Genomic DNA, 18,775 nt, shown 5'->3' on the forward strand with positions numbered 1-18,775 from the left:
CAAGCATGAGCTTCGACTTCAACAGACATCCGGATCGCCGCGATGTTCCCGGCGAGAAATGGGGCCGTTTCAGCGGTCGTGACATCCTGCCTCTGTGGGTTGCCGATATGGACTTCACGGCACCACCTGCGGTGCTAGAGGCACTGCACGCCCGTATCGACCATGGCGTCTTCGGTTACACCGAAGCGTGGCCCTCGCTGATCGAAGCCGTGACAGACGGTATTGAGCGGGATCACGGCTGGCGTGTCGAACCCGACTGGCTGGTGTGGCTGCCCGGTGTGGTGACCGGCTTCAACCTTGCCTGCCGGGCGGTGGGCGAGGCCGGCGACGGGGTGTTTACTGCGACGCCGGTCTACCCTCCCTTCCTGTTCGCGCCGGGCAACAGCGACCGCAGACTGATCACCAGCCCCCTCGAACTGGAAGGCGGTCGCTGGCAGTGGAGCCGCGAAGCCACGGCGGCAGCGATGGATCCACGTACCCGCCTGTTCATGCTGTGCAATCCGCACAACCCGGTCGGCCGTGTGTTCGACCGCGACGAACTGACCTGGATCGCAGCCCTCGCTGAAGAGCGCGACCTGGTGATATGCAGTGATGAGATCCACTGTGGGCTGGTGCTCGATGAGGATCGTCCGCACATCCCGATCGCGGCGCTCGACGAACGGGTCGCCCGCCGCACGATCACCCTGATGGCCCCATCCAAGACGTGGAATATTGCCGCGCTCTATTCATCGTTCGCGATCATCCCCGATGCAGAGTTGCGTCGGCGCTACCGTCACGTGATGCGTGGCATCGTGCCCCAGGTGAATGTGCTCGGCCTGGTCGCCACCGAGGCGGCCTACCGCGACGGCGGTCCATGGCGCGCAGCGCTGCTCGACCATCTGCGTGCCAACCGCGCACGCGTGCTTGAAGCCGTCGCGGCCATGCCCGGCCTGAGCACGACTGCGCCGGAGGCCACCTATCTGGCCTGGATTGACTGCCGCGAAGCAGGCCTGGACGACCCGGCAGGCTTTTTCGAGGCGGGTGGAGTGGGCTTGTCCGACGGTCGCGGATTTGGCCTGCCCGGCTTCGTGCGGCTCAATTTCGGCTGCGCACGCGACACGCTCGACGAAGCCTTGAGCCGCATGGCACACGCCCTGAGCACGCGCCCGGCCTCATGACCGGGCAGCGCTAGGCGCAGAAGCCCGCAAGCAGAAAGCGCTGTTCGAAATCGACCGGGGGTACGGGCGGGCTGCAGGAGTAGCCCTGCCAACTGCCGCAGCCGATCATCTTCAGCAGGGCGAGCTGCGCATCGTTCTCGACCCCTTCGGCCTGCACCGCGATATCCAGCGCATTGGCCATGGCAACGATGGCCGATGCAATCGCGAGGTCGTTGCGGTCATCGGCCAGATCCTTGATGAAGCTGCGATCGATCTTGAGCTTGTCGATCGAAAAGCGCTTGAGATACGCGAGCGAGGAATAACCCGTTCCGAAATCGTCGATTGCCAGCCTCACGCCGTGCTGCTTGAGCTGGTCGAGCAGCATGGCGGCCTTCTCGCCCTGCTGCATCAGGCTGCTCTCGGTCAGCTCGATTTCGAGGCGCTCAGCGGCCAGCCCCGACTCGGCAAGCACTTGCAGCAACATCGTGCCGACGTCCTGTCGCCGCACCTGCTCGGCCGACAGATTGACGGCAACCGAAGGCAGCACGAAACCCTGCGCATCCCAGGCCCGCATCTGCCGGCACGCTTCGCGCAGCACCCACTCGCCCAGCTGCACGATGAGGCCGGTTTCCTCTGCCATCGGGATGAAGTCTGCGGGCGAGATCATCTGCTCGCCCGGCGGCTGCCACCGCACCAGCGCCTCTGCACCCAGCAGGGTCCCGTCCGACACCGAAAGCACCGGCTGATAGAACACCACGAACTCTTCGTTGCTCAGCCCGCGCCGGAGGCGGGTTTCCAGGTCGAGACGCTGCGACGCGAAGCGGGTCAGGTCTTCGGTATAGAAACCGTAGGTGTTTCGTCCCTGCGACTTGGCCCGGTACATCGCGGCATCCGCGTTGCGCACCAGCGCCATGTGATCCTCGCCGTCATCCGGGTACAGGCTCACCCCCACACTGGCGTGCATGAACACTTCCTGCCCGCTGTCGAGCCTGAACGGTTCGGCCAGCGCGTCGACCAGCCCTTTCGCGACCACCGCGGCCGCTGCAGGGGTTTCGATGCGTTCAATCAGCACCATGAACTCGTCACCACCAAGGCGTCCGAGGGTGTCCTCGCTCCTGAGGTGCCCCCGCAGGCGCTTGCCGACCGCACACAGCAACTGATCCCCGATCTGGTGCCCGAGGCTGTCATTGATGGTCTTGAATCGGTCGAGGTCGAGACAGATCGCCGCCAGCCCCTGCTTTTGCCGCCGCGCGACCTCGATCGCATGCTCCAGCCTGGACATGATCAGCAGACGGTTGGGGAGGTCGGTGAGCGGGTCGTAGTGCGAGAGGTGGCTGAGCCTGGCTTCGGTCTGCCGCAACGCACTGATGTCGGTGAACACGCCCACGTAATTCGTGACCTCGCCGGCATCGTCGCACACCGCGTTGAGCGTCAGCCACTCGGGATAAAGCTCACCATTCTTGCGCCGGTTCCACAGCTCCCCCTGCCAGCAACCGGTTCGGGTCAGGGTGGCCCACATGGTCTGGTAGAAGTCGCGACCATGGCGGCCTGAGCGCAGAAATCGCGGATTCTGACCGATGGAGTCCTCGCGGGTATAACCGGTGAGTTCGGTAAAGGCCCGGTTAACCGACACGATCCTGCCGTCGAGATCGGTGATCAAAACGCCGTCATGCGTGCTGTCGATCACCGCGGAGTGAAGTCGGAGGCGCTCGGTAAGCGCCCTGAGCGCGGTGCGTTCACGCACCAGTTCGGCCTGTCGAAACGCATTGTCGAGCACGACAGGCAGCTCGTGCAGATAGCCGTCGTGCTTGATGAGGTAGTCGGACACCCCCAGACGCAGTGCCTGCGCTGCGGTCTCCTCACTGCCCTGACCGGTGACGACGACGATCGGGATATCGAACCGGTGGTCCCGGCGCAGCGATTTGGTGAGATCGAGCGCATTCATGCCGGGCAGGACATAGTCGAGCAGCAGGACATCGTAGGGCGTCGTCCTTGCTGCCGCCTGCAGCCGCGACAGCACGGCGTCGGGACCGCGCACGACGTCGATTCGCAGATGCGGAGCCGACTGTGCCAGGCGCCGCAAGGTGAGATCGATATCGAAAAGATGATGCTCTGCGTACAGCACGCGCACCGGGCGGCTGCGACGCGCAGCCTCGGCACGGGCCCGCTCCATGGCGAAAGTCAGCGTGCCCGGCAGGTGCTCGAGGTAGTCTCCGTCCTTGACCAGATAATCGTCCGCACCGGACTTGAGGGCCGCGATCGCCGCGCCTTCGTCACCCGAGCCGGTCAGCACCACACAGGCGAGCGCCAGACCCCGCTCGTGTATCGCCCCGAGCAGATCCAGTCCGCTGCCATCCGGCAGGGAAAGGTCGGTGAGCACGATATCGTAGGTCCTCCCCAGGTCGATGGCAGCCAGCCCCTCGGCAAGCGAGCTGGCGACATCGATTGCGAGCTCGGGCATGCTGCGCGCGAGGGTGCGCTGCAGCAGGTCGACGTCAACCGGGTTGTCTTCGACGTACAGGGCTCTGATCACGTTCTCGGGCAGTCCTTATGACAATGAATGGACCGGCTTGTTGAGCACACACCAGTACAGCTCGATCTGGGCAGCCACGCTCGCGAAACTGTCGAAATCGACCGGCTTCATGATGTACGAGTTGGCACCCAGTTCATACGCCGTCTTGATGTCGCGGTCCTCGTCCGAGGTCGTCAGCACCACGACGGGCATTCCGCACGCAGCCTTGCACGCCTTGAACTGGCGCAACACCTCGAGACCGCTGACCTTGGGCAAGTTCAGGTCGAGCAGAACGACGAGCGGAAGCGGCTCGCCCGCCTCCCAACCCGGCAGGAGATCGAGCGCTTCCTGTCCGTCGCGTGCAACCTGAATGGGGTTGAGGAGGTGACGGCGCTTGAAGGCGCGCAGCGTGAGATCAAGATCGGCCGGGTTGTCCTCGATCAGAAGAATCGGCCTCGTGGTCGGCAGCGGATCGTTCATCGCGGCAACTCGAGATGGAAGCTTGCGCCCTCTCCAGGCGCACTCTCGGCCCACACCCGTCCGCCCATGCGCTGCATCGCCTTGCGCACGATCGCCAGGCCGACGCCGGTGCCGGAATAATCTTCTGCGCGCTGAAGCCGCTGAAAAATATCGAAAATGCGATCGTGGAATTTCATGTCGAATCCTATGCCGTTGTCGCGTACGAACAGGTGGCACCAATCGCCCTCCGCGCGCGCAACGATACGAATTTTCGCTGGTCGTGCCTGACGCGAATACTTGAGTGCATTGCCCACCAGATTGCGCAGAACCTGCGCCAGACCGTCAGGATCCACTTCAACGGAAATGTCAGAAACATCAACATCGATATGCACCTGGTTTTCGTCGATCTCCGCTGCATGTTCCGCGAGTATGCCACGCAGAACAGTGGCAAGGTTGACGCTGGTGCGCTGCAGACTGCGTCGCTCCATCCGCGAATAGGCGAGCAGATCGTCGATCAGCCGGGCCATCTGCTTGACGCCGGCGCGGATATTTCCGATGAAGAGCCGCCCTTCCTCGTCCAGACGATCCACATGGTCCTCGAGCAACAGGTGGCTGTAGCCGTCGATCCCCCGCAACGGCGCCTTGAGATCATGCGCAACCGAATAGGCGAAGGTTTCAAGCTCGTCGTTGAGTGCGGCAAGTTCGTTCGTACGCTGTTCGACGCGCAACTCCAGATCGGCATTCAGTTGCCGGATCCGCGCTTCCGCAGTCTTGCGCTCGGTCACGTCCAGCAGGGTTCCGATGACGACCGTTCCTTCCTCATGAGGGATGCCGATCCCGTAGACCTCTGCCAGAAACTCCGAGCCGTCGTGCCGCTTCGCGCGCAGCACATAGTGCGCCCGGTCGGTATTGCCCGCCTCCCTGAGTCGCAACTGCCCCTCAACCAGAGGCAGATCAGCCGTCTGCACCAGCGCGCTGACCGGCACGCCCACAATGCTCTCCGTGGTGTAACCGAACCATTCGACAAGCTGCGGATTGCCGTACAGCATCCGCCCATCGTGGATCAGAAAAACTCCCACCAGTGCATGTTCGACCAGACTGCGAAAGCGCTCTTCACTCGCCGCCACTGCAGCAGACGCGTTCTTCTCCTGCTGGAGATCGTAGCAACTGCCGATAAAACCCAGAAAGACCCCGTCAGTGCCGAACAAGGGCTCACCGTGGTCCGAGAGCCAGTGATAGCCCCCATCATGAAAGCGCAGCCGATACTCGGTCACAAAGGCCTCCCGCCTGGCAATGGCGTCGGAATACACCTGCCGACAGCCTGCGACATCGTCGGGATGCACCCCTTGAAACCAGCCTTCGCCAAGCTCCTGGGCGACTTCCCGACCGGTAAACGCCTGCCACGCGCGATTGACGTAATTTCGGCGGCCGTCAGCCCCTGCCCGCCAGGTGGGGTTGGGCATGCATTCAAGCAGGCGGACGTGGAAGTCGCGGGAATCGAGCACCTCGCGCATGAGCTCGGCCAGCGCCGTATCCAGTTGTCCCAGTTCATCCGCTCCCGAGACCGGCTCAGGCAAGGTTCCGCCACGCGCCTGCGACCGGACATACACCAGCAGGCGCTCAATGCGGTTGGTCAGCAGCACGCTGACCATGACCCAGATGGCCCCCGACAACAGCAGGATGGGGAGCAACACGATCACGCTCTGCCCTGCTGCGTGATACAAGGCCGCGCGCAGGTGGGGGGCGGTATCGATCAACAGGCTCACGTATGCGGTCTGGCGTGCCCTGATCCCGCCGGCGGGAGACGGCAGCCGGACCGGAAACACGCCCCACATCTGCTGCGCATCGCGGTCATCCAGGATCTGCGCGCCGAGCGTGCTGCGTGCAGTCTCGACAAGTCCGTCCGGCGCTGCCTTGAAGCCGAACCGGGCAAGATCCTGATCGCGCATGCCCGGATGGCTTCCGGACAGCACGCGCCCCGTGCCGCCGACCAGCGCCGCATAGGTGAGGTTTGGAAGCGTGATCTGCTGCGCCAGAAGGTGATCGACAAAGCCATCGTCCCCCTCGCGCATCGCCGCTTCAAGGTTCGCTGCCAGCGTCACCCCGGTATGGCGTACGAGCGCCTCAAGCTGCGAGCGCGCCTCATCCGAATGCGTCTGGACGATGAAGGAGAACTGGGCGAGCGCCACCAACAGACCGAAGAAGAGCAGGATGAACAGCAGCAGGTGACGCAACGGCCGTTGCGATGCCATGTCAGACGGCCTCGACCAGGTCTGCGACCAGCATGCCCTTGAGCACGAGCTCCCCCTCGAGCAGGCCGAGGGACTTCATTCTGCTGCTCATTGTCACGAGCACCTGCGCCAGCCCCGCGTCGGCACCGCCAAGCAAGCGGCGATTCTCCTCGGGACCAGGGAGCTGGATCAGCCCGAGCGCCGCCCGCAGCGCCACCTCGTCCAGAGACAGCCTTGCGCCGAGTCGCTCGGCAGCCGCAGCCGGGTCGGCAAGGAGCGCCAGTCGTGCCTCGAAATGCGCAGACACGGCTGCCTGCAGATCGGCGCGGCGCGTTCGCAGCACGTCTTCGCGCACAACCAGAACATCGACGATTTCGCCGGGAATTTCACGCGATGAGAACAGCTCGCTAGCGCCAGCTTCCAACAGGCGGGAACGGACCGGTTCGAAGGTCACCAGGGCATCGACCTGCCCTGACGCAAAAGCCGACTCGTGCCGGTCAAGCGGCATCGAAACGATCTCGACACTGTGCAGCGGCAAACTGACGCGCTCCAGCGCCCGACCAATCAGATAGGCGCCCAGCGCCTCGGTTTCGACCCCGACCCGACACCCCTCGAGTTGATCAAGCGCCGAAATTCCGGGACGCGCCACGATGACGTCAGCGCCATCGGAAACGTCGAAAACCAGCACGATGCGCAAGGGCTGCCGGCTTGCAGCCAGCGCAAGCGCCTCGTCCAGCGTGAGTCCTGCTGCATCGATCGTTCCGTTGCGGAAAGCCGAGAGCACCATCGAAGAGTTCGGAAAATCAAGTACGCGCAGGCGCTCCGGGCTGATCAGACCGCTTGCTTCGGCCAGTCTCAGGGGCGCATAACCAGGCCACGCATTGGCACCGAAGCGCAGCGGCTCAGTCGGGGGGGAGCAGGCCGTCAAGACCTTGCCCGCGCCCGCACACACCAGCAGCGACTGAAGGAACCGACGTCGGATCATCCCCACCCCAAACTGCATTGCGCCGGGGGCGCGCCCTGGCGCCCCGTCCCTGAACGCTCAGACCCGTTTCAGAAGGGAATGTCGTCGTCAAAGTCCCCGAACCCGCCTTTTGCCGGCTTGGCAGCGGGTGCCGGTGCGGGCTGACGGCTGGGTGCGGCTGCAGGCGCATCGTATCCGCCGCTGTCGCCGCCACGCACCGGCGCCTCGCCACCGCCTTCACGGCGACCGAGCATCTTCATCTCGTCACCACGGATTTCGGTGGTGTAACGATCCTGACCTTCCTTGTCCTGCCACTTGCGCGTCTGCAGCCGACCTTCCACATAGATCTGACTGCCCTTGCGCAGGTACTGCGCAGCCACTTCGGCCACGCGCCCAAAGAACACGACGCGATGCCACTCGGTGGCTTCACGACGCTCACCCGACGCCTTGTCCTTCCAGGTCTCGGTGGTCGCCACGGTCAGGTTGGTGATCGCGTCGCCGCTGGGTGCATAACGGGTCTCCGGGTCCTTGCCCAGGTTTCCGATCAGAATGACTTTATTCAGGGATGCCATCCCGTTCTCCTATGAGTAGTGTGTCAACCCCGGGCCGGCGAGGGAACCGCGCGGACCGGAGGGGGGGTCATGCTTAGCGAAACCGCCAGCCAGATCAGGGCGAGCACGCCACACGCGAGGCTGACGCCGCCCGCACCCAGGCGCTGCCCCAGCCATCCGCCGAACAGACCGCCGGCAAACAGCCCGATGGACTGCAAGGTGTTGTAGACGCCAAGCGCAGTGCCTTTCGCGGCAGGCGGCGCGATACGTGAAATCCACGACGGCTGGGTCGCCTCGAGGACGTTGAAAGCCACAAAGAACAGCGTCAGCCAGAACGCAATCGAGAGCAGGCCATCGCTCCAGAAATACAGTCCGAACTGAACGATTGCAAGTAAAAGCACAGCGCCGTTGAAGACCGGCTTGAGCCTGTTGTGACGCTCGGCAATGATGATCGCCGGCACCATCACGACGAAGGAGAGCAGCACGGCCGGCAGATAGACCTTCCAGTGCTCTGCAAGCGCCAGGCCACCGTGTGCCACCAACGCCGCCGGCACCATGACCCACATCGTGGTCTGAATAAGGTGCAGCGCGAATACGCCGAAATTCAGTCGCATCAACTGCCCGTTGCGCAGGATGTCCATGAAGCTGCCTGCATTGGCACGCGGCACCGGTGGCGCGGCCGGCACCACCCACACCACGACGCCCATGGCGACGAACGCAAGCACGGCCGTCAGCCAGAAGATGCCACTCATGCCGATCACCGAATACAGCAACGGTGCGGCAACCATCGATGCCGCAAAGACCAGCCCAATGCTTGAGCCGATCATTGCCATCACCTTGGTGCGGTGCTGATCCCGCGTAAGGTCAGCCGCGAGGGCCGTGACTGCCGCCGAAATCGCGCCGGCCCCCTGCAGCACGCGCCCGACGATGACCATGTAGATATCGCCCGCCATGGCTGCGATCGCGCTGCCGAGCACAAACAGCACCAAGCCGAACAGAATCACCGGCTTGCGACCGAACCGGTCCGAGGCCGCACCAAAGGCGATCTGCAGCAGCGCCTGCGTCGCGCCGTAGGCACCAATCGCCAGCCCCACCAGGGTGAGGTCGTCGCCACCCGGGATCGTGCGCGCATGCACTGCGAACACGGGCAGGATCAGGAACAGCCCCAGCATGCGCAGCGCAAAGATGGACGCAAGGCTGATCCCGGCTCGACGCTCGGCGGGCGTCATCGGATCACGTAGGGGTGGGGACATGCTGGACGCGGCGAAAAAGAAGGTGATTCTAACATTGGCCCGGAGCGGCTTCTCTCTTATAGTTTTGTGTTCCCCCTCGCGCAGTCACGCTCATGGACGAAATCCGCATCCGCGGTGCCCGCACCCACAATCTCAAGAACATCAGCCTCGATCTGCCGCGAAACCGGCTGACGGTGATTACCGGTCTGTCGGGGTCGGGCAAGTCCTCTCTCGCCTTTGACACGCTGTACGCTGAAGGCCAGCGGCGCTATGTGGAGTCGCTGTCGGCCTACGCCCGTCAGTTTCTGCAGCTGATGGAGAAGCCCGATGTAGACCTGATCGAAGGCCTGTCACCGGCCATCTCGATCGAGCAGAAGGCCACCAGCCACAATCCGCGCTCGACAGTCGGCACCGTCACCGAGATTCATGACTATCTGCGTCTCCTGTATGCGCGCGCAGGGACGCCTCACTGCCCCGACCACCCCGAGCACGCCCTCGAGGCCCAGAGCGTGGCGCAAATGGTCGACCATGTGCTCGCCCTGCCGGCGGAAACCCGGCTGATGATTCTTGCCCCTGTCGTTGCCGGACGGAAGGGCGAACAGCATGACCTGTTTTCCGAGCTCCGCGCCCAGGGCTTCGTCCGCGTGCGGGTCGACGGCGAGGTACATGAACTCGACAGCATGCCGCCGCTGGAAAAGGGCAAGCGTCACACGGTGGAGGTCGTCATCGATCGCTTCAAGGTACGTCCCGATCTTCGTGGGCGCATTGCCGAGTCCTTCGAAACCGCCCTCACCCACGCCGACGGCCGAGCGATAGCGGTCGAGATGGACTCACAGGGGGAACACCTGTTCTCGGCCCGCTTCGCCTGCCCCGTCTGCAGCTACGCACTTGGCGAGCTGGAACCGCGACTGTTCTCCTTCAACAATCCCGCGGGCGCCTGCCCGAAGTGCGATGGCCTGGGCCAGGTGGACTTCTTCGACCCCCAGCGCGTCGTCGCCCACCCTGAACTCTCGCTCGCGTCCGGGGCCATCCGGGGCTGGGACCGCCGTAACCAGTTTTACTTCCAGATGCTCTCCAGCCTGTCGAACCACTACGCGTTCGACATTGAGGCGCCCTTTGAGACCCTGCCGGCCGAAATTCGCGAGATCATTCTGAGCGGATCGGGCCGCGAGAAAATCGCCTTTGTGTATCTCGCGGACAATGGTCGCATGGTGGTGAAGGAACACCCCTTTGAGGGCATCGTCCCCAACCTTGAGCGCCGCCTCCGTGAAACCGACTCGGCCGCCGTACGCGAGGAACTGCTCAAGTTTCGCAGCACTCGCCCCTGCCCAAGCTGCGAAGGCACCCGGCTGCGTTCCGACGCACGCCACGTGCTGATCGGTGGCAGTGCTCTGCCTGCAGTGAGCCGCTTGCCGCTCGCCGAGTGCAAGACCTTCTTCGAGCACCTGAAGCTCGAGGGCCATCGCGCCCGAATCGCCGAAAAGATCGTCAAGGAAATTGCCGATCGCCTCAGTTTTCTGACCAATGTCGGACTCGACTATCTGTCCCTGGATCGCTCGGCCGACACGCTGTCTGGCGGAGAGGCGCAGCGCATCCGCCTGGCGAGCCAGATCGGCTCAGGCCTGACCGGCGTGATGTATGTGCTCGACGAACCCTCGATCGGGCTTCACCAGCGTGACAACGACCGCTTGCTGGAGACCCTCCGCCGGCTGCGCGACCTCGGCAATACCGTCATCGTGGTCGAACATGACGAGGACGCCATTCGCAGCGCCGACCACCTCGTCGACATGGGCCCGGGCGCAGGGGAACACGGGGGCTACATCATCGCCAGCGGCAAGCCCAAAGAGGTCATTGCCTGCGAAGCGTCGGTGACCGGCGCCTATCTGTCGGGCCGGAGACGCATCGCCATCCCGACCAGGCGAACGCCAGCGGACGCATCCCGCATGGCTCGCCTGCGCGGCGCCAGCGGAAACAACCTCAGGGATGTCGATCTTGCCCTGCCGGTGGGCCTGTTCACTTGCGTCACCGGCGTGTCGGGGTCTGGAAAGTCGACCCTGATCAACGACACCCTCGCCGCTGCCGCAGCCCAGCAGCTTTACCGCTCGAACACCGAACCCGCTCCGTATGTCGCCCTTGAGGGGCTGGACGCATTCGACAAGGTCATCACCGTCGACCAGTCACCCATCGGACGCACGCCGCGCTCGAATCCGGCCACCTACACCGGATTGATGACGCCGATCCGCGAGCTTTTCGCCGGCGTCCCGGAGGCACGCGCCCGCGGCTACGGCCCGGGAAGATTCTCCTTCAACGTAAAGGGCGGGCGCTGCGAGGCATGCCAGGGAGACGGCATGATCAAGGTTGAGATGCACTTCCTGCCCGACATGTACGTCCCGTGCGACACCTGCCACGGCAAGCGCTACAACCGCGAAACGCTCGAGATCCGCTACAAGGGCAAGACGATTTACGAAGTGCTCGAGATGACAGTCGAACAGGGCTTCGACTTCTTCCGCCCGGTGCCGGCGGTCGCACGCAAACTGGAGACCCTTAGCGAAGTCGGCCTGGGCTATATCCGTCTGGGCCAGAGCGCGACCACGCTCTCCGGCGGCGAGGCCCAGCGCGTCAAACTCGCGCTCGAACTCTCGAAGCGCGACACCGGCCGCACCCTCTACATCCTCGACGAACCCACGACCGGGCTCCACTTCCAGGACATCGAACTCCTGCTCAAGGTGCTGCATCGTCTGCGCGACCATGGCAACACCATCGTCGTCATCGAACACAACCTCGACGTCATCAAGACCGCGGACTGGGTGATCGACATGGGTCCCGAGGGTGGCAATGGCGGCGGGACCATCGTATGCGCCGGCCCACCCGAAGAGATCGCCAGCTGCGTCACGAGTTACACCGGTCGCTACCTGGCAAAGGTACTGACGCCATAGGCGCCGCCGACACCTGCGCTTACATTCGACCGGCCACTGATGCTTGCACTGCTACCTTAGTCGTATAAGGATAGTGCGATTGACAACCTGATCGAGGTACGCCATGACCGAGCCGGACAGCACAGCCAGAATGCAGTACGCGCAGCGTGTCGAACGACGCATACGTTTTCTGAAGACCTTGAAGGACGCCGGACTCGGCCTCTATCTTCCGGCCGACGAACAGGCGCGAAAGCACAGCTTTGATCAGCTCGCACGCATGACGGCACGGCAGCGGGAGTTGTCCGAGCTCAGCGCCGACGACCTGGCGCGGGCTGCGGAGGCCTTTCGCACCCACATCGACGCCATGCAGGGGGTACTGCCTCACGATGTGCAATACAAGAACCGCATCCGCCGCAACTGGTAGCGCGGAAACAGGCGTTCAAGCCTGACGATAGCCGTCCGGATTCCCCTGCTGCCAGCGCCACGCATCCTCGCACATCGTATCGAGGCCACGCTCGGCACGCCAACCGAGCACCTGCTCTGCCAGCGCAGGATCGGCCCAGCACTCCGCCACATCGCCGTCCCTGCGCGGCACGATGCGGAACGGCACCGGACAGCCCGAGGCCTTCTCAAACGCAAGCACGACCTCAAGCACGCTGTAGCCACGACCCGTGCCGAGGTTGATCGCCGACAGCGACGGCAAGGAGTCGAAGCGTTCCACCGCACTCACATGACCGCGCGCCAGATCCACCACATGGATATAGTCCCGAACACCCGTACCATCGCGCGTAGGATAGTCGTTCCCGAACACCTGCAACTCACCAAGTTTGCCCACCGCGACCTGGCTCACATACGGCATCAGGTTATTGGGGATACCGCTCGGATCTTCGCCAATCTGCCCACTCTCGTCAGCACCGACCGGATTGAAGTAGCGCAGCAGCACCACTTTCCAGCCGGGGTCGGCCGCAGCGAGGTCGGTCAGAATTTCTTCGCTCATCAGCTTGGTGCGGCCATACGGATTGGTCGCCTGCGTCGGGAAGGACTCAGTGATCGGCACCGTGACCGGATCACCATATACCGTTGCCGATGAACTGAAGACGATGCGTTTGACACCGAATTCGCCCATCACTTCCAGCAGCGAAAACAGGCCACCCAGATTGTTATCGTAGTACGCGAGCGGCATCCGCACCGACTCGCCAACCGCCTTCTTTGCCGCGAAATGAATGACTGCGGTGACCGCGTATTCCGAGAACACTTTCCTGAGCGCATCACGATTGCGCACGTCCGCTTCGATAACCGCCCGGAACCTCCTGCCAGCAAGCGCTTCCACACGCGTCAAGGCCAGCGGCGACGCGTTCGAGTAATCGTCGACCACCACCACTTCATGCCCCCCCCGGAGCAAGGCCAGGCAGGTGTGCGAGCCGATATAGCCGGCTCCGCCCGTCACAAGAATCACGCTCATCCGCAACCTCCGCGCAGCACGTAAGAGACGAAAAAAAGGCCGGGTATCCCCGACCTTTTTTATACCAAGCGAATCTTACAAAGATCCAGCTCAGGCAGCAACTGCTTCTTCTTCAACGACGACGTCCGTTTCCGGACGGTCGAGCAGCTCGACGAAAGCCATCGGTGCATTGTCGCCATCACGGAAACCGCACTTCAGGATGCGAAGGTAACCGCCGTTACGCGATGCGTAACGAGGACCCAGCGCGTCAAACAACTTGACGACCATTTCGCGGTCGCGCAGGCGATCGAATGCCAGACGACGATTTGCCAGGCTCGGCTTCTTGCCCAGCGTGATCATCGGCTCGACGACCCGACGCAGTTCCTTCGCCTTCGGGAGCGTCGTCTTGATTACTTCATGGCGCAGCAGAGCGTTAGCCATGTTACGGAACATCGCCTGACGATGGCTGCTGGTCCGGTTCAGCTTGCGAAGACCATTACGGTGACGCATATTAATTCCTCACTTCACTGATACCGATTAACCGAGCTTCTCGAGCCCAGCCGGCGGCCAGTTTTCCAGTTTCATCCCCAGGGTCAGCCCACGAGTGGCCAACACTTCCTTGATCTCATTCAGCGACTTGCGGCCGAGGTTCGGCGTCTTGAGCAACTCGGTTTCGGTACGCTGGATCAGATCACCGATGTAATAGATGTTCTCGGCCTTGAGACAATTGGCCGAACGCACCGTCAACTCGAGATCATCAACCGGGCGCAACAACACCGGGTCAATCGTCACTTCAGGCTTCACGACATCGGTAACCGGCGTGCCTTCGAGGTCGGCAAACACCGACAGCTGATCCATCAGCACGCGAGCCGCATAACGGATCGCCTCTTCCGGATCAACAGCACCGTTGGTCTCGATATCGATAACCAGTCTGTCCAGATCGGTACGCTGTTCCACACGAGCGCTTTCGACCAGGTAGCTCACGCGCCGAACAGGACTGAAGGAGGCATCGAGAACGATGCGTCCGATAGTCTTGCTCTCGCCATTCGCCGGCCGGCTCGTGCCCGGAACATAACCGCGGCCTTCCTCGATCTTGATCTGCATATCGAGGTTGCCACCGGGTGCCAGATGCGCAATCACATGCCCCGGGTTGATGATATCGACGTCATGTCCGGTTTCGATATCGGCGGCAGTCACCAAGCCTTCACCCGACTTGACGAGACGAAGAGTCGTCTCGCTGCGGTTGTGGAGTTTGAACACCACACCCTTCAGGTTGAGCAGGAGATCGACGATATCTTCACGCATGCCATCCAGCGTCGAGTACTCGTGCAGGACGCCTTCGATCGTCACTTCCGTCGCTGCATGCCCCGGCAGCGAGGAAAGGAGGATGCGCCGCAGCGCATTCCCCAGGGTATGGCCAAACCCGCGCTCGAACGGTTCCATCGTCACTCTCGCCTGGACGGGCGAGATGCTCTGGACGTCGATGATGCGCGGTTTCAGCAGTGCATTGCTTTGCATCAACATTTCCTCGGAACTAGAAGCTCGACTCCCAATTAGCGGGAGTACAGTTCCACAACCAGACCTTCGTTGATTGTGGGCGGCAGTTCGCTACGCTGCGGGTAGGCCTTGAAGACACCCTTACCAGCCTTGGCATCCATCTCGATCCACTCGGGAAAGCCGCGGGACTCAGCTGCTTCAAGCGCAGCCTTGACACGCAGATGACCACGAACGCGCTCAACGAGTTCGACCACGTCGCCCGGCTTGACCAGGTACGACGGGATGTTCACACGCTTGCCATTCACGAGGACGCCGTTGTGACGAACAACCTGGCGCGATTCAGCACGCGAACCACCGAAGCCCATGCGATAGGCAACGGAGTCGAGACGACCTTCGAGCAGCTGCAGCAGGTTTTCACCCGTCTGACCGCGACGACGATCGGCTTCGGAATAAACACGGCGGAACTGCGCTTCGAGCACGCCGTAAAGACGACGGATCTTCTGCTTTTCGCGAAGTTGTACGCCATAGCCGGAAAGACGCTGACCGGAACGCTGACCATGCTGGCCGGGCGCATAGGCACGACGCTCGATGGCGCATTTATCGGTGAAGCACTTCTCAGCCTTCAGGAACAGTTTTTCACCCTCGCGACGGCACTGACGGCACTTCGGGTCGAGATTACGAGCCACGTTTCAACTCCTTAGATACGGCGCTTTTTGGGCGGACGGCAGCCGTTGTGCGGGATCGGCGTGATATCGGTGATGCTGGAGATCTTGATCCCCAGTGCATTCAACGCACGAACCGCAGACTCACGCCCTGGGCCGGGGCCCTTGATGCGCACTTCAAGATTCTTGATGCCGCATTCCAGCGCCACTTTGCCAGCCGCTTCGCCTGCGACCTGAGCAGCAAACGGCGTGCTCTTGCGCGAACCCTTGAAGCCAGCGCCGCCTGAGGTTGCCCATGAAAGAGCATTGCCTTGACGGTCGGTGATCGTAATGATCGTGTTGTTGAAGCTCGCGTGAACGTGCACGATTCCTTCAGCGACGTTCTTCTTGATCTTCTTACGGACCTTTGTTGCAGTCTTAGCCATAATTAAATCCTATCACTTCTTGCCAGCGATCGACTTGCGCGGGCCCTTGCGGGTACGAGCATTGGTCTTGGTGCGCTGACCGCGACACGGCAAACCACGACGGTGACGGACACCACGGTAGCAACCCAGGTCCATCAGACGCTTGATGTTCATGGTGACTTCGCGACGCAGGTCGCCTTCTACCACAAACCGAGCCACTTCATCGCGCAGCTTCTCCATGTCCGACTCCGTAAGGTCCTTGACCTTGACGTTGCGGGCAATAGCAGCAGCATCGCAAATCTTTTGAGCACGCGAACGGCCGATCCCATAGACAGCGGTCAGCGCGATCTCGGCATGCTTGTGGTTGGGAATGTTTACCCCAGCAATACGGGCCATTCGTTTACCCCAAAACGCTAAACATTAAATTTTAATACCTAGGACTGACAAGATCAACCCTGGCGCTGCTTGTGTCGCGGATCGGTGCAGATAACGCGCACCACACCCTTGCGACGGATGATCTTGCAATTGCGGCAGATCCTCTTTACTGAAGCCTGAACTCTCATGCTTTGCTCCTGTTTCTAATATCTTCTACATGGTCCGGAACACGATCCGACCCTTTGGCCGGGTCACTCGGCGTCAGCTGGACCGCTACCTGTTCTTGCGAAAGACAGCAGGCAATCGAGCCTGCCGCTTCCGAAGATGCGCTCGCGCAACCTGGGGTCGCATTCGAGCCTGACTCTGGCCGCCATCCCGGAGGACCCTGGGGCCCTACCGGAATCCTGATCACACCACTCGCCGTTGCCGGCGATCACCTCATCGGGAGACCTGCTCCCTTGAAGTTCGCCTTCTTCAACAGGCTTTCGTACTGGTGCGACATGACGTACGCCTGAACCTGTGCCATGAAGTCCATCGTTACGACCACGATGATCAGCAGCGAGGTCCCGCCGAAATAGAACGGTACGTTCCACTTCAGGATCAGAAACTCGGGCAACAGGCAGACCAGCGTGATATACACCGCACCGGCCAACGTAAGACGCATCAGAATCTTGTCGATATAGCGCGCCGTCTGATCGCCCGGACGGATTCCAGGGACAAAAGCACCGCTCTTCTTCAGGTTATCTGCAGTTTCGCGGGCGTTGAACACCAGAGCCGTATAGAAAAAGCAGAAAAACACGATCGCGACTGCGTACAACATGACATAGATCGGCTGCCCGGGAGCGAGCGTAGATGAAATGTCACGCAACCACGTCATGCCCTCTGACGCACCGAACCACTGCCCCAGCGTTGCCGGGAACAGGATGATACTCGAGGCGAAAATCGGTGGAATCACACCCGACATGTTCAGCTTCAGCGGAAGATGGGAGCTCTGCCCACCGTACACCTTGTTGCCGACCTGACGCTTTGCGTAATTCACCAGGATCTTTCGTTGTCCTCGTTCGACAAAGACCACAAACCCTGTCACCACCACTACCAGCACACAGATCAGCAACGCAGTGAAAGGATGCATCGCACCGGTACGAACCAGTTCGAACAACCCGCCAATCGCGCTAGGCAAACCTGCAGCAATACCGGCAAAGATGATGATGGAAATGCCGTTGCCAATGCCACGCTCGGTGATCTGCTCCCCCAGCCACATCAGGAACATCGTTCCCGTGACCAGAGTCGCTACGCTCACCAGCCGGAACGTCAGCCCCGGATCGAGCACCAGCCCGGCCTGCCCTTCGAGCGCCATTGCAATCCCGAGGGACTGCGCTAATGCCAGCACCAGGGTACCGTAACGCGTGTACTGGGTGATCTTGCGCCGGCCAGCCTCACCTTCCTTTTTCAGGGCCTCGAAGTGAGGCACTGCCACCGTCATCAACTGCATGATGATGGACGCGGAAATGTAAGGCATGATCCCCAGCGCGAAGATCGTGAAGCGCGACAGCGCCCCGCCAGAAAAAAGGTTGAAGACCCCAAGGATTCCGCCGGCTTGCGACTGGAACAACTCCGCAAGCCGTTCGGGATCAATTCCGGGAACGGGAATGTGAGCGCCGAGGCGATAAACAATCAAGGCACCGAGCAAAAACAGCAGTCGGTTCTTGAGATCGCCAAAACGCCCGGGATTCCCTACCGCGGCAGCTGGTTTGGCCACAATCGTACCTTTGCTTACTCAGCCGAGACGGAACCGCCGGCGGCCTCGATGGCAGCGCGTGCGCCACGAGTAGCACCAACGCCCCGAAGGATCACTTTCTTGCTGATTTCGCCCGACAGAACAACCTTTGCCGAAAGCGAGTCAGCCGGAACGATTCCAGCCTGCATCAATACCAGCAGATCCACTTCCTCGACCGGCAGAGCAGCCAGTTCGGACAGGCGGACTTCAGCATTGCGAGCACGCGTCAGCGAGACAAAGCCACGCTTCGGCAGGCGGCGCTGCAGGGGCATCTGACCGCCCTCGAAGCCAACCTTGTGGAAACCGCCGGCACGGGACTTCTGTCCCTTGTGACCACGGCCGCAGGTCTTGCCCAGGCCGCTACCGATACCACGACCTACGCGCTTGGCTGCAGACTTCGAGCCAGCGCCCGGTTTAATCGTATTCAGGCGCATATCAAGCCTCGTACTTAACCAGATAGGACACCTTGTTGATCATGCCGCGAACTTCCGGCGTATCGATCAACTCGACGCAGTGGTTCAGGCGACGAAGGCCCAGACCACGAACCGTCGCGCGGTGCGATTGCTTGGTTCCGATCACGCTTTTCACAAGCGTGACCTTGATTTTCTTGTCGGTCATC

The 18,775-nt window shown here is 61.9% G+C and carries 19 protein-coding genes; 3 read left to right on the forward strand and 16 right to left on the reverse strand.

The genetic code is table 11. From position 1 onward, the window contains the following. The first annotated feature begins 5 nt into the window (after window positions 1–5). Window positions 6–1,157 carry a MalY/PatB family protein gene (locus CEW83_RS11710; protein WP_108949502.1) on the forward strand — a complete coding sequence of 384 codons (1,152 nt, stop codon included), beginning with the start codon at window positions 6–8 and terminating at the stop codon, window positions 1,155–1,157. Window positions 1,158–1,167: 10 nt separating this feature from the next. Here CEW83_RS11710 and CEW83_RS11715 read toward each other — a convergent pair whose 3' ends face one another. The 6 genes from CEW83_RS11715 to CEW83_RS11740 all read right to left on the reverse strand — a co-directional run bounded on the left by CEW83_RS11715 (window position 1,168) and on the right by CEW83_RS11740 (window position 9,106). After that, window positions 1,168–3,669, reverse strand: a complete 2,502-nt coding sequence (locus CEW83_RS11715; protein WP_234418787.1) for an EAL domain-containing protein — start codon at window positions 3,667–3,669, stop codon at window positions 1,168–1,170. 15 nt (window positions 3,670–3,684) lie between these two features. Continuing rightward, entirely contained in the window at window positions 3,685–4,128 is a 444-nt protein-coding gene (locus CEW83_RS11720; RefSeq protein ID WP_108949503.1) for a response regulator, read from the reverse strand. After that, window positions 4,125–6,359 (reverse strand): sensor histidine kinase, encoded by a 2,235-nt coding sequence (locus CEW83_RS11725; protein WP_108949504.1) that lies wholly within the window; start codon window positions 6,357–6,359, stop codon window positions 4,125–4,127. Before CEW83_RS11725 ends, CEW83_RS11720 begins: the two co-directional genes overlap by 4 nt. Before the next feature lies 1 nt (window position 6,360). Continuing rightward, window positions 6,361–7,323, reverse strand: a complete 963-nt coding sequence (locus CEW83_RS11730; RefSeq protein WP_159099450.1) for an ABC transporter substrate-binding protein — start codon at window positions 7,321–7,323, stop codon at window positions 6,361–6,363. 68 nt (window positions 7,324–7,391) lie between these two features. Continuing rightward, on the reverse strand, window positions 7,392–7,874 hold the full coding sequence (gene ssb / locus CEW83_RS11735) for a single-stranded DNA-binding protein (RefSeq protein WP_108949506.1): 483 nt from the start codon (window positions 7,872–7,874) through the stop codon (window positions 7,392–7,394). A 23-nt stretch (window positions 7,875–7,897) separates the two neighbouring features. Next, a complete protein-coding gene (locus CEW83_RS11740) occupies window positions 7,898–9,106 on the reverse strand; it encodes an MFS transporter (protein ID WP_234418788.1) in 1,209 nt (402 codons plus the stop codon). A gap of 92 nt (window positions 9,107–9,198) precedes the next feature. Here CEW83_RS11740 and uvrA point away from each other — a divergent pair, with 92 nt between their 5' ends. Both uvrA and CEW83_RS11750 read left to right on the forward strand, forming a co-directional pair. Further along, window positions 9,199–12,021, forward strand: coding sequence for an excinuclease ABC subunit UvrA (uvrA, locus tag CEW83_RS11745; protein WP_108949508.1), 2,823 nt, complete (start codon window positions 9,199–9,201; stop codon window positions 12,019–12,021). Between the two features lie 103 nt (window positions 12,022–12,124). Continuing rightward, window positions 12,125–12,424: a hypothetical protein gene (locus CEW83_RS11750; protein WP_108949509.1), complete on the forward strand. Its 300-nt coding sequence runs from the start codon at window positions 12,125–12,127 to the stop codon at window positions 12,422–12,424. Window positions 12,425–12,439: 15 nt separating this feature from the next. Here CEW83_RS11750 and galE read toward each other — a convergent pair whose 3' ends face one another. From galE to rpmD, 10 genes are all read right to left on the reverse strand, one after another. Beyond that, window positions 12,440–13,462, reverse strand: a complete 1,023-nt coding sequence (gene galE / locus CEW83_RS11755; protein ID WP_108949510.1) for a UDP-glucose 4-epimerase GalE — start codon at window positions 13,460–13,462, stop codon at window positions 12,440–12,442. 90 nt (window positions 13,463–13,552) lie between these two features. Continuing rightward, window positions 13,553–13,951, reverse strand: a complete 399-nt coding sequence (rplQ, locus tag CEW83_RS11760; protein WP_108949511.1) for a 50S ribosomal protein L17 — start codon at window positions 13,949–13,951, stop codon at window positions 13,553–13,555. 27 nt (window positions 13,952–13,978) lie between these two features. Then, window positions 13,979–14,965: a DNA-directed RNA polymerase subunit alpha gene (locus CEW83_RS11765; protein WP_234418789.1), complete on the reverse strand. Its 987-nt coding sequence runs from the start codon at window positions 14,963–14,965 to the stop codon at window positions 13,979–13,981. Window positions 14,966–14,994: 29 nt separating this feature from the next. Further along, entirely contained in the window at window positions 14,995–15,624 is a 630-nt protein-coding gene (gene rpsD, locus CEW83_RS11770; protein ID WP_108949512.1) for a 30S ribosomal protein S4, read from the reverse strand. A gap of 11 nt (window positions 15,625–15,635) precedes the next feature. After that, window positions 15,636–16,025 (reverse strand): 30S ribosomal protein S11, encoded by a 390-nt coding sequence (rpsK, locus tag CEW83_RS11775; protein ID WP_108949513.1) that lies wholly within the window; start codon window positions 16,023–16,025, stop codon window positions 15,636–15,638. A gap of 12 nt (window positions 16,026–16,037) precedes the next feature. Next, window positions 16,038–16,400 (reverse strand): 30S ribosomal protein S13, encoded by a 363-nt coding sequence (rpsM, locus tag CEW83_RS11780; protein ID WP_108949514.1) that lies wholly within the window; start codon window positions 16,398–16,400, stop codon window positions 16,038–16,040. Window positions 16,401–16,453: 53 nt separating this feature from the next. Continuing rightward, window positions 16,454–16,567 (reverse strand): 50S ribosomal protein L36, encoded by a 114-nt coding sequence (gene rpmJ / locus CEW83_RS11785; protein WP_011767118.1) that lies wholly within the window; start codon window positions 16,565–16,567, stop codon window positions 16,454–16,456. Between the two features lie 245 nt (window positions 16,568–16,812). Next, the gene (gene secY / locus CEW83_RS11790) at window positions 16,813–18,138 is read right to left on the reverse strand and encodes a preprotein translocase subunit SecY (RefSeq protein WP_108949515.1); all 1,326 of its coding nucleotides are present in this window, start codon (window positions 18,136–18,138) and stop codon (window positions 16,813–16,815) included. 14 nt (window positions 18,139–18,152) lie between these two features. Continuing rightward, entirely contained in the window at window positions 18,153–18,590 is a 438-nt protein-coding gene (gene rplO, locus CEW83_RS11795) for a 50S ribosomal protein L15 (protein ID WP_108949516.1), read from the reverse strand. 1 nt (window position 18,591) lies between these two features. Then, window positions 18,592–18,774, reverse strand: a complete 183-nt coding sequence (gene rpmD / locus CEW83_RS11800) for a 50S ribosomal protein L30 (RefSeq protein WP_108949517.1) — start codon at window positions 18,772–18,774, stop codon at window positions 18,592–18,594. Window position 18,775 lies beyond the last annotated feature (1 nt).

Origin of the sequence: Parazoarcus communis (assembly GCF_003111645.1) — a bacterium.
GTDB classification, from domain to species: Bacteria; Pseudomonadota; Gammaproteobacteria; order Burkholderiales; family Rhodocyclaceae; genus Parazoarcus; species Parazoarcus communis_A.

Coding starts and splice junctions, on each gene's coding strand:
- CEW83_RS11710 (WP_108949502.1), top strand. CDS start 6: ATGAGCTTCGACTTCAACAGACATCCGGATCGCCGCGATGTTCCCGGC.
- CEW83_RS11720 (WP_108949503.1), bottom strand. CDS start 4,128: ATGAACGATCCGCTGCCGACCACGAGGCCGATTCTTCTGATCGAGGAC.
- CEW83_RS11725 (WP_108949504.1), bottom strand. CDS start 6,359: ATGGCATCGCAACGGCCGTTGCGTCACCTGCTGCTGTTCATCCTGCTC.
- CEW83_RS11730 (WP_159099450.1), bottom strand. CDS start 7,323: ATGATCCGACGTCGGTTCCTTCAGTCGCTGCTGGTGTGTGCGGGCGCG.
- ssb (WP_108949506.1), bottom strand. CDS start 7,874: ATGGCATCCCTGAATAAAGTCATTCTGATCGGAAACCTGGGCAAGGAC.
- CEW83_RS11740 (WP_234418788.1), bottom strand. CDS start 9,106: ATGTCCCCACCCCTACGTGATCCGATGACGCCCGCCGAGCGTCGAGCC.
- uvrA (WP_108949508.1), top strand. CDS start 9,199: ATGGACGAAATCCGCATCCGCGGTGCCCGCACCCACAATCTCAAGAAC.
- CEW83_RS11750 (WP_108949509.1), top strand. CDS start 12,125: ATGACCGAGCCGGACAGCACAGCCAGAATGCAGTACGCGCAGCGTGTC.
- galE (WP_108949510.1), bottom strand. CDS start 13,462: ATGAGCGTGATTCTTGTGACGGGCGGAGCCGGCTATATCGGCTCGCAC.
- rplQ (WP_108949511.1), bottom strand. CDS start 13,951: ATGCGTCACCGTAATGGTCTTCGCAAGCTGAACCGGACCAGCAGCCAT.
- CEW83_RS11765 (WP_234418789.1), bottom strand. CDS start 14,965: ATGTTGATGCAAAGCAATGCACTGCTGAAACCGCGCATCATCGACGTC.
- rpsK (WP_108949513.1), bottom strand. CDS start 16,025: ATGGCTAAGACTGCAACAAAGGTCCGTAAGAAGATCAAGAAGAACGTC.
- rpsM (WP_108949514.1), bottom strand. CDS start 16,400: ATGGCCCGTATTGCTGGGGTAAACATTCCCAACCACAAGCATGCCGAG.
- rpmJ (WP_011767118.1), bottom strand. CDS start 16,567: ATGAGAGTTCAGGCTTCAGTAAAGAGGATCTGCCGCAATTGCAAGATC.
- rplO (WP_108949516.1), bottom strand. CDS start 18,590: ATGCGCCTGAATACGATTAAACCGGGCGCTGGCTCGAAGTCTGCAGCC.
- rpmD (WP_108949517.1), bottom strand. CDS start 18,774: ATGACCGACAAGAAAATCAAGGTCACGCTTGTGAAAAGCGTGATCGGA.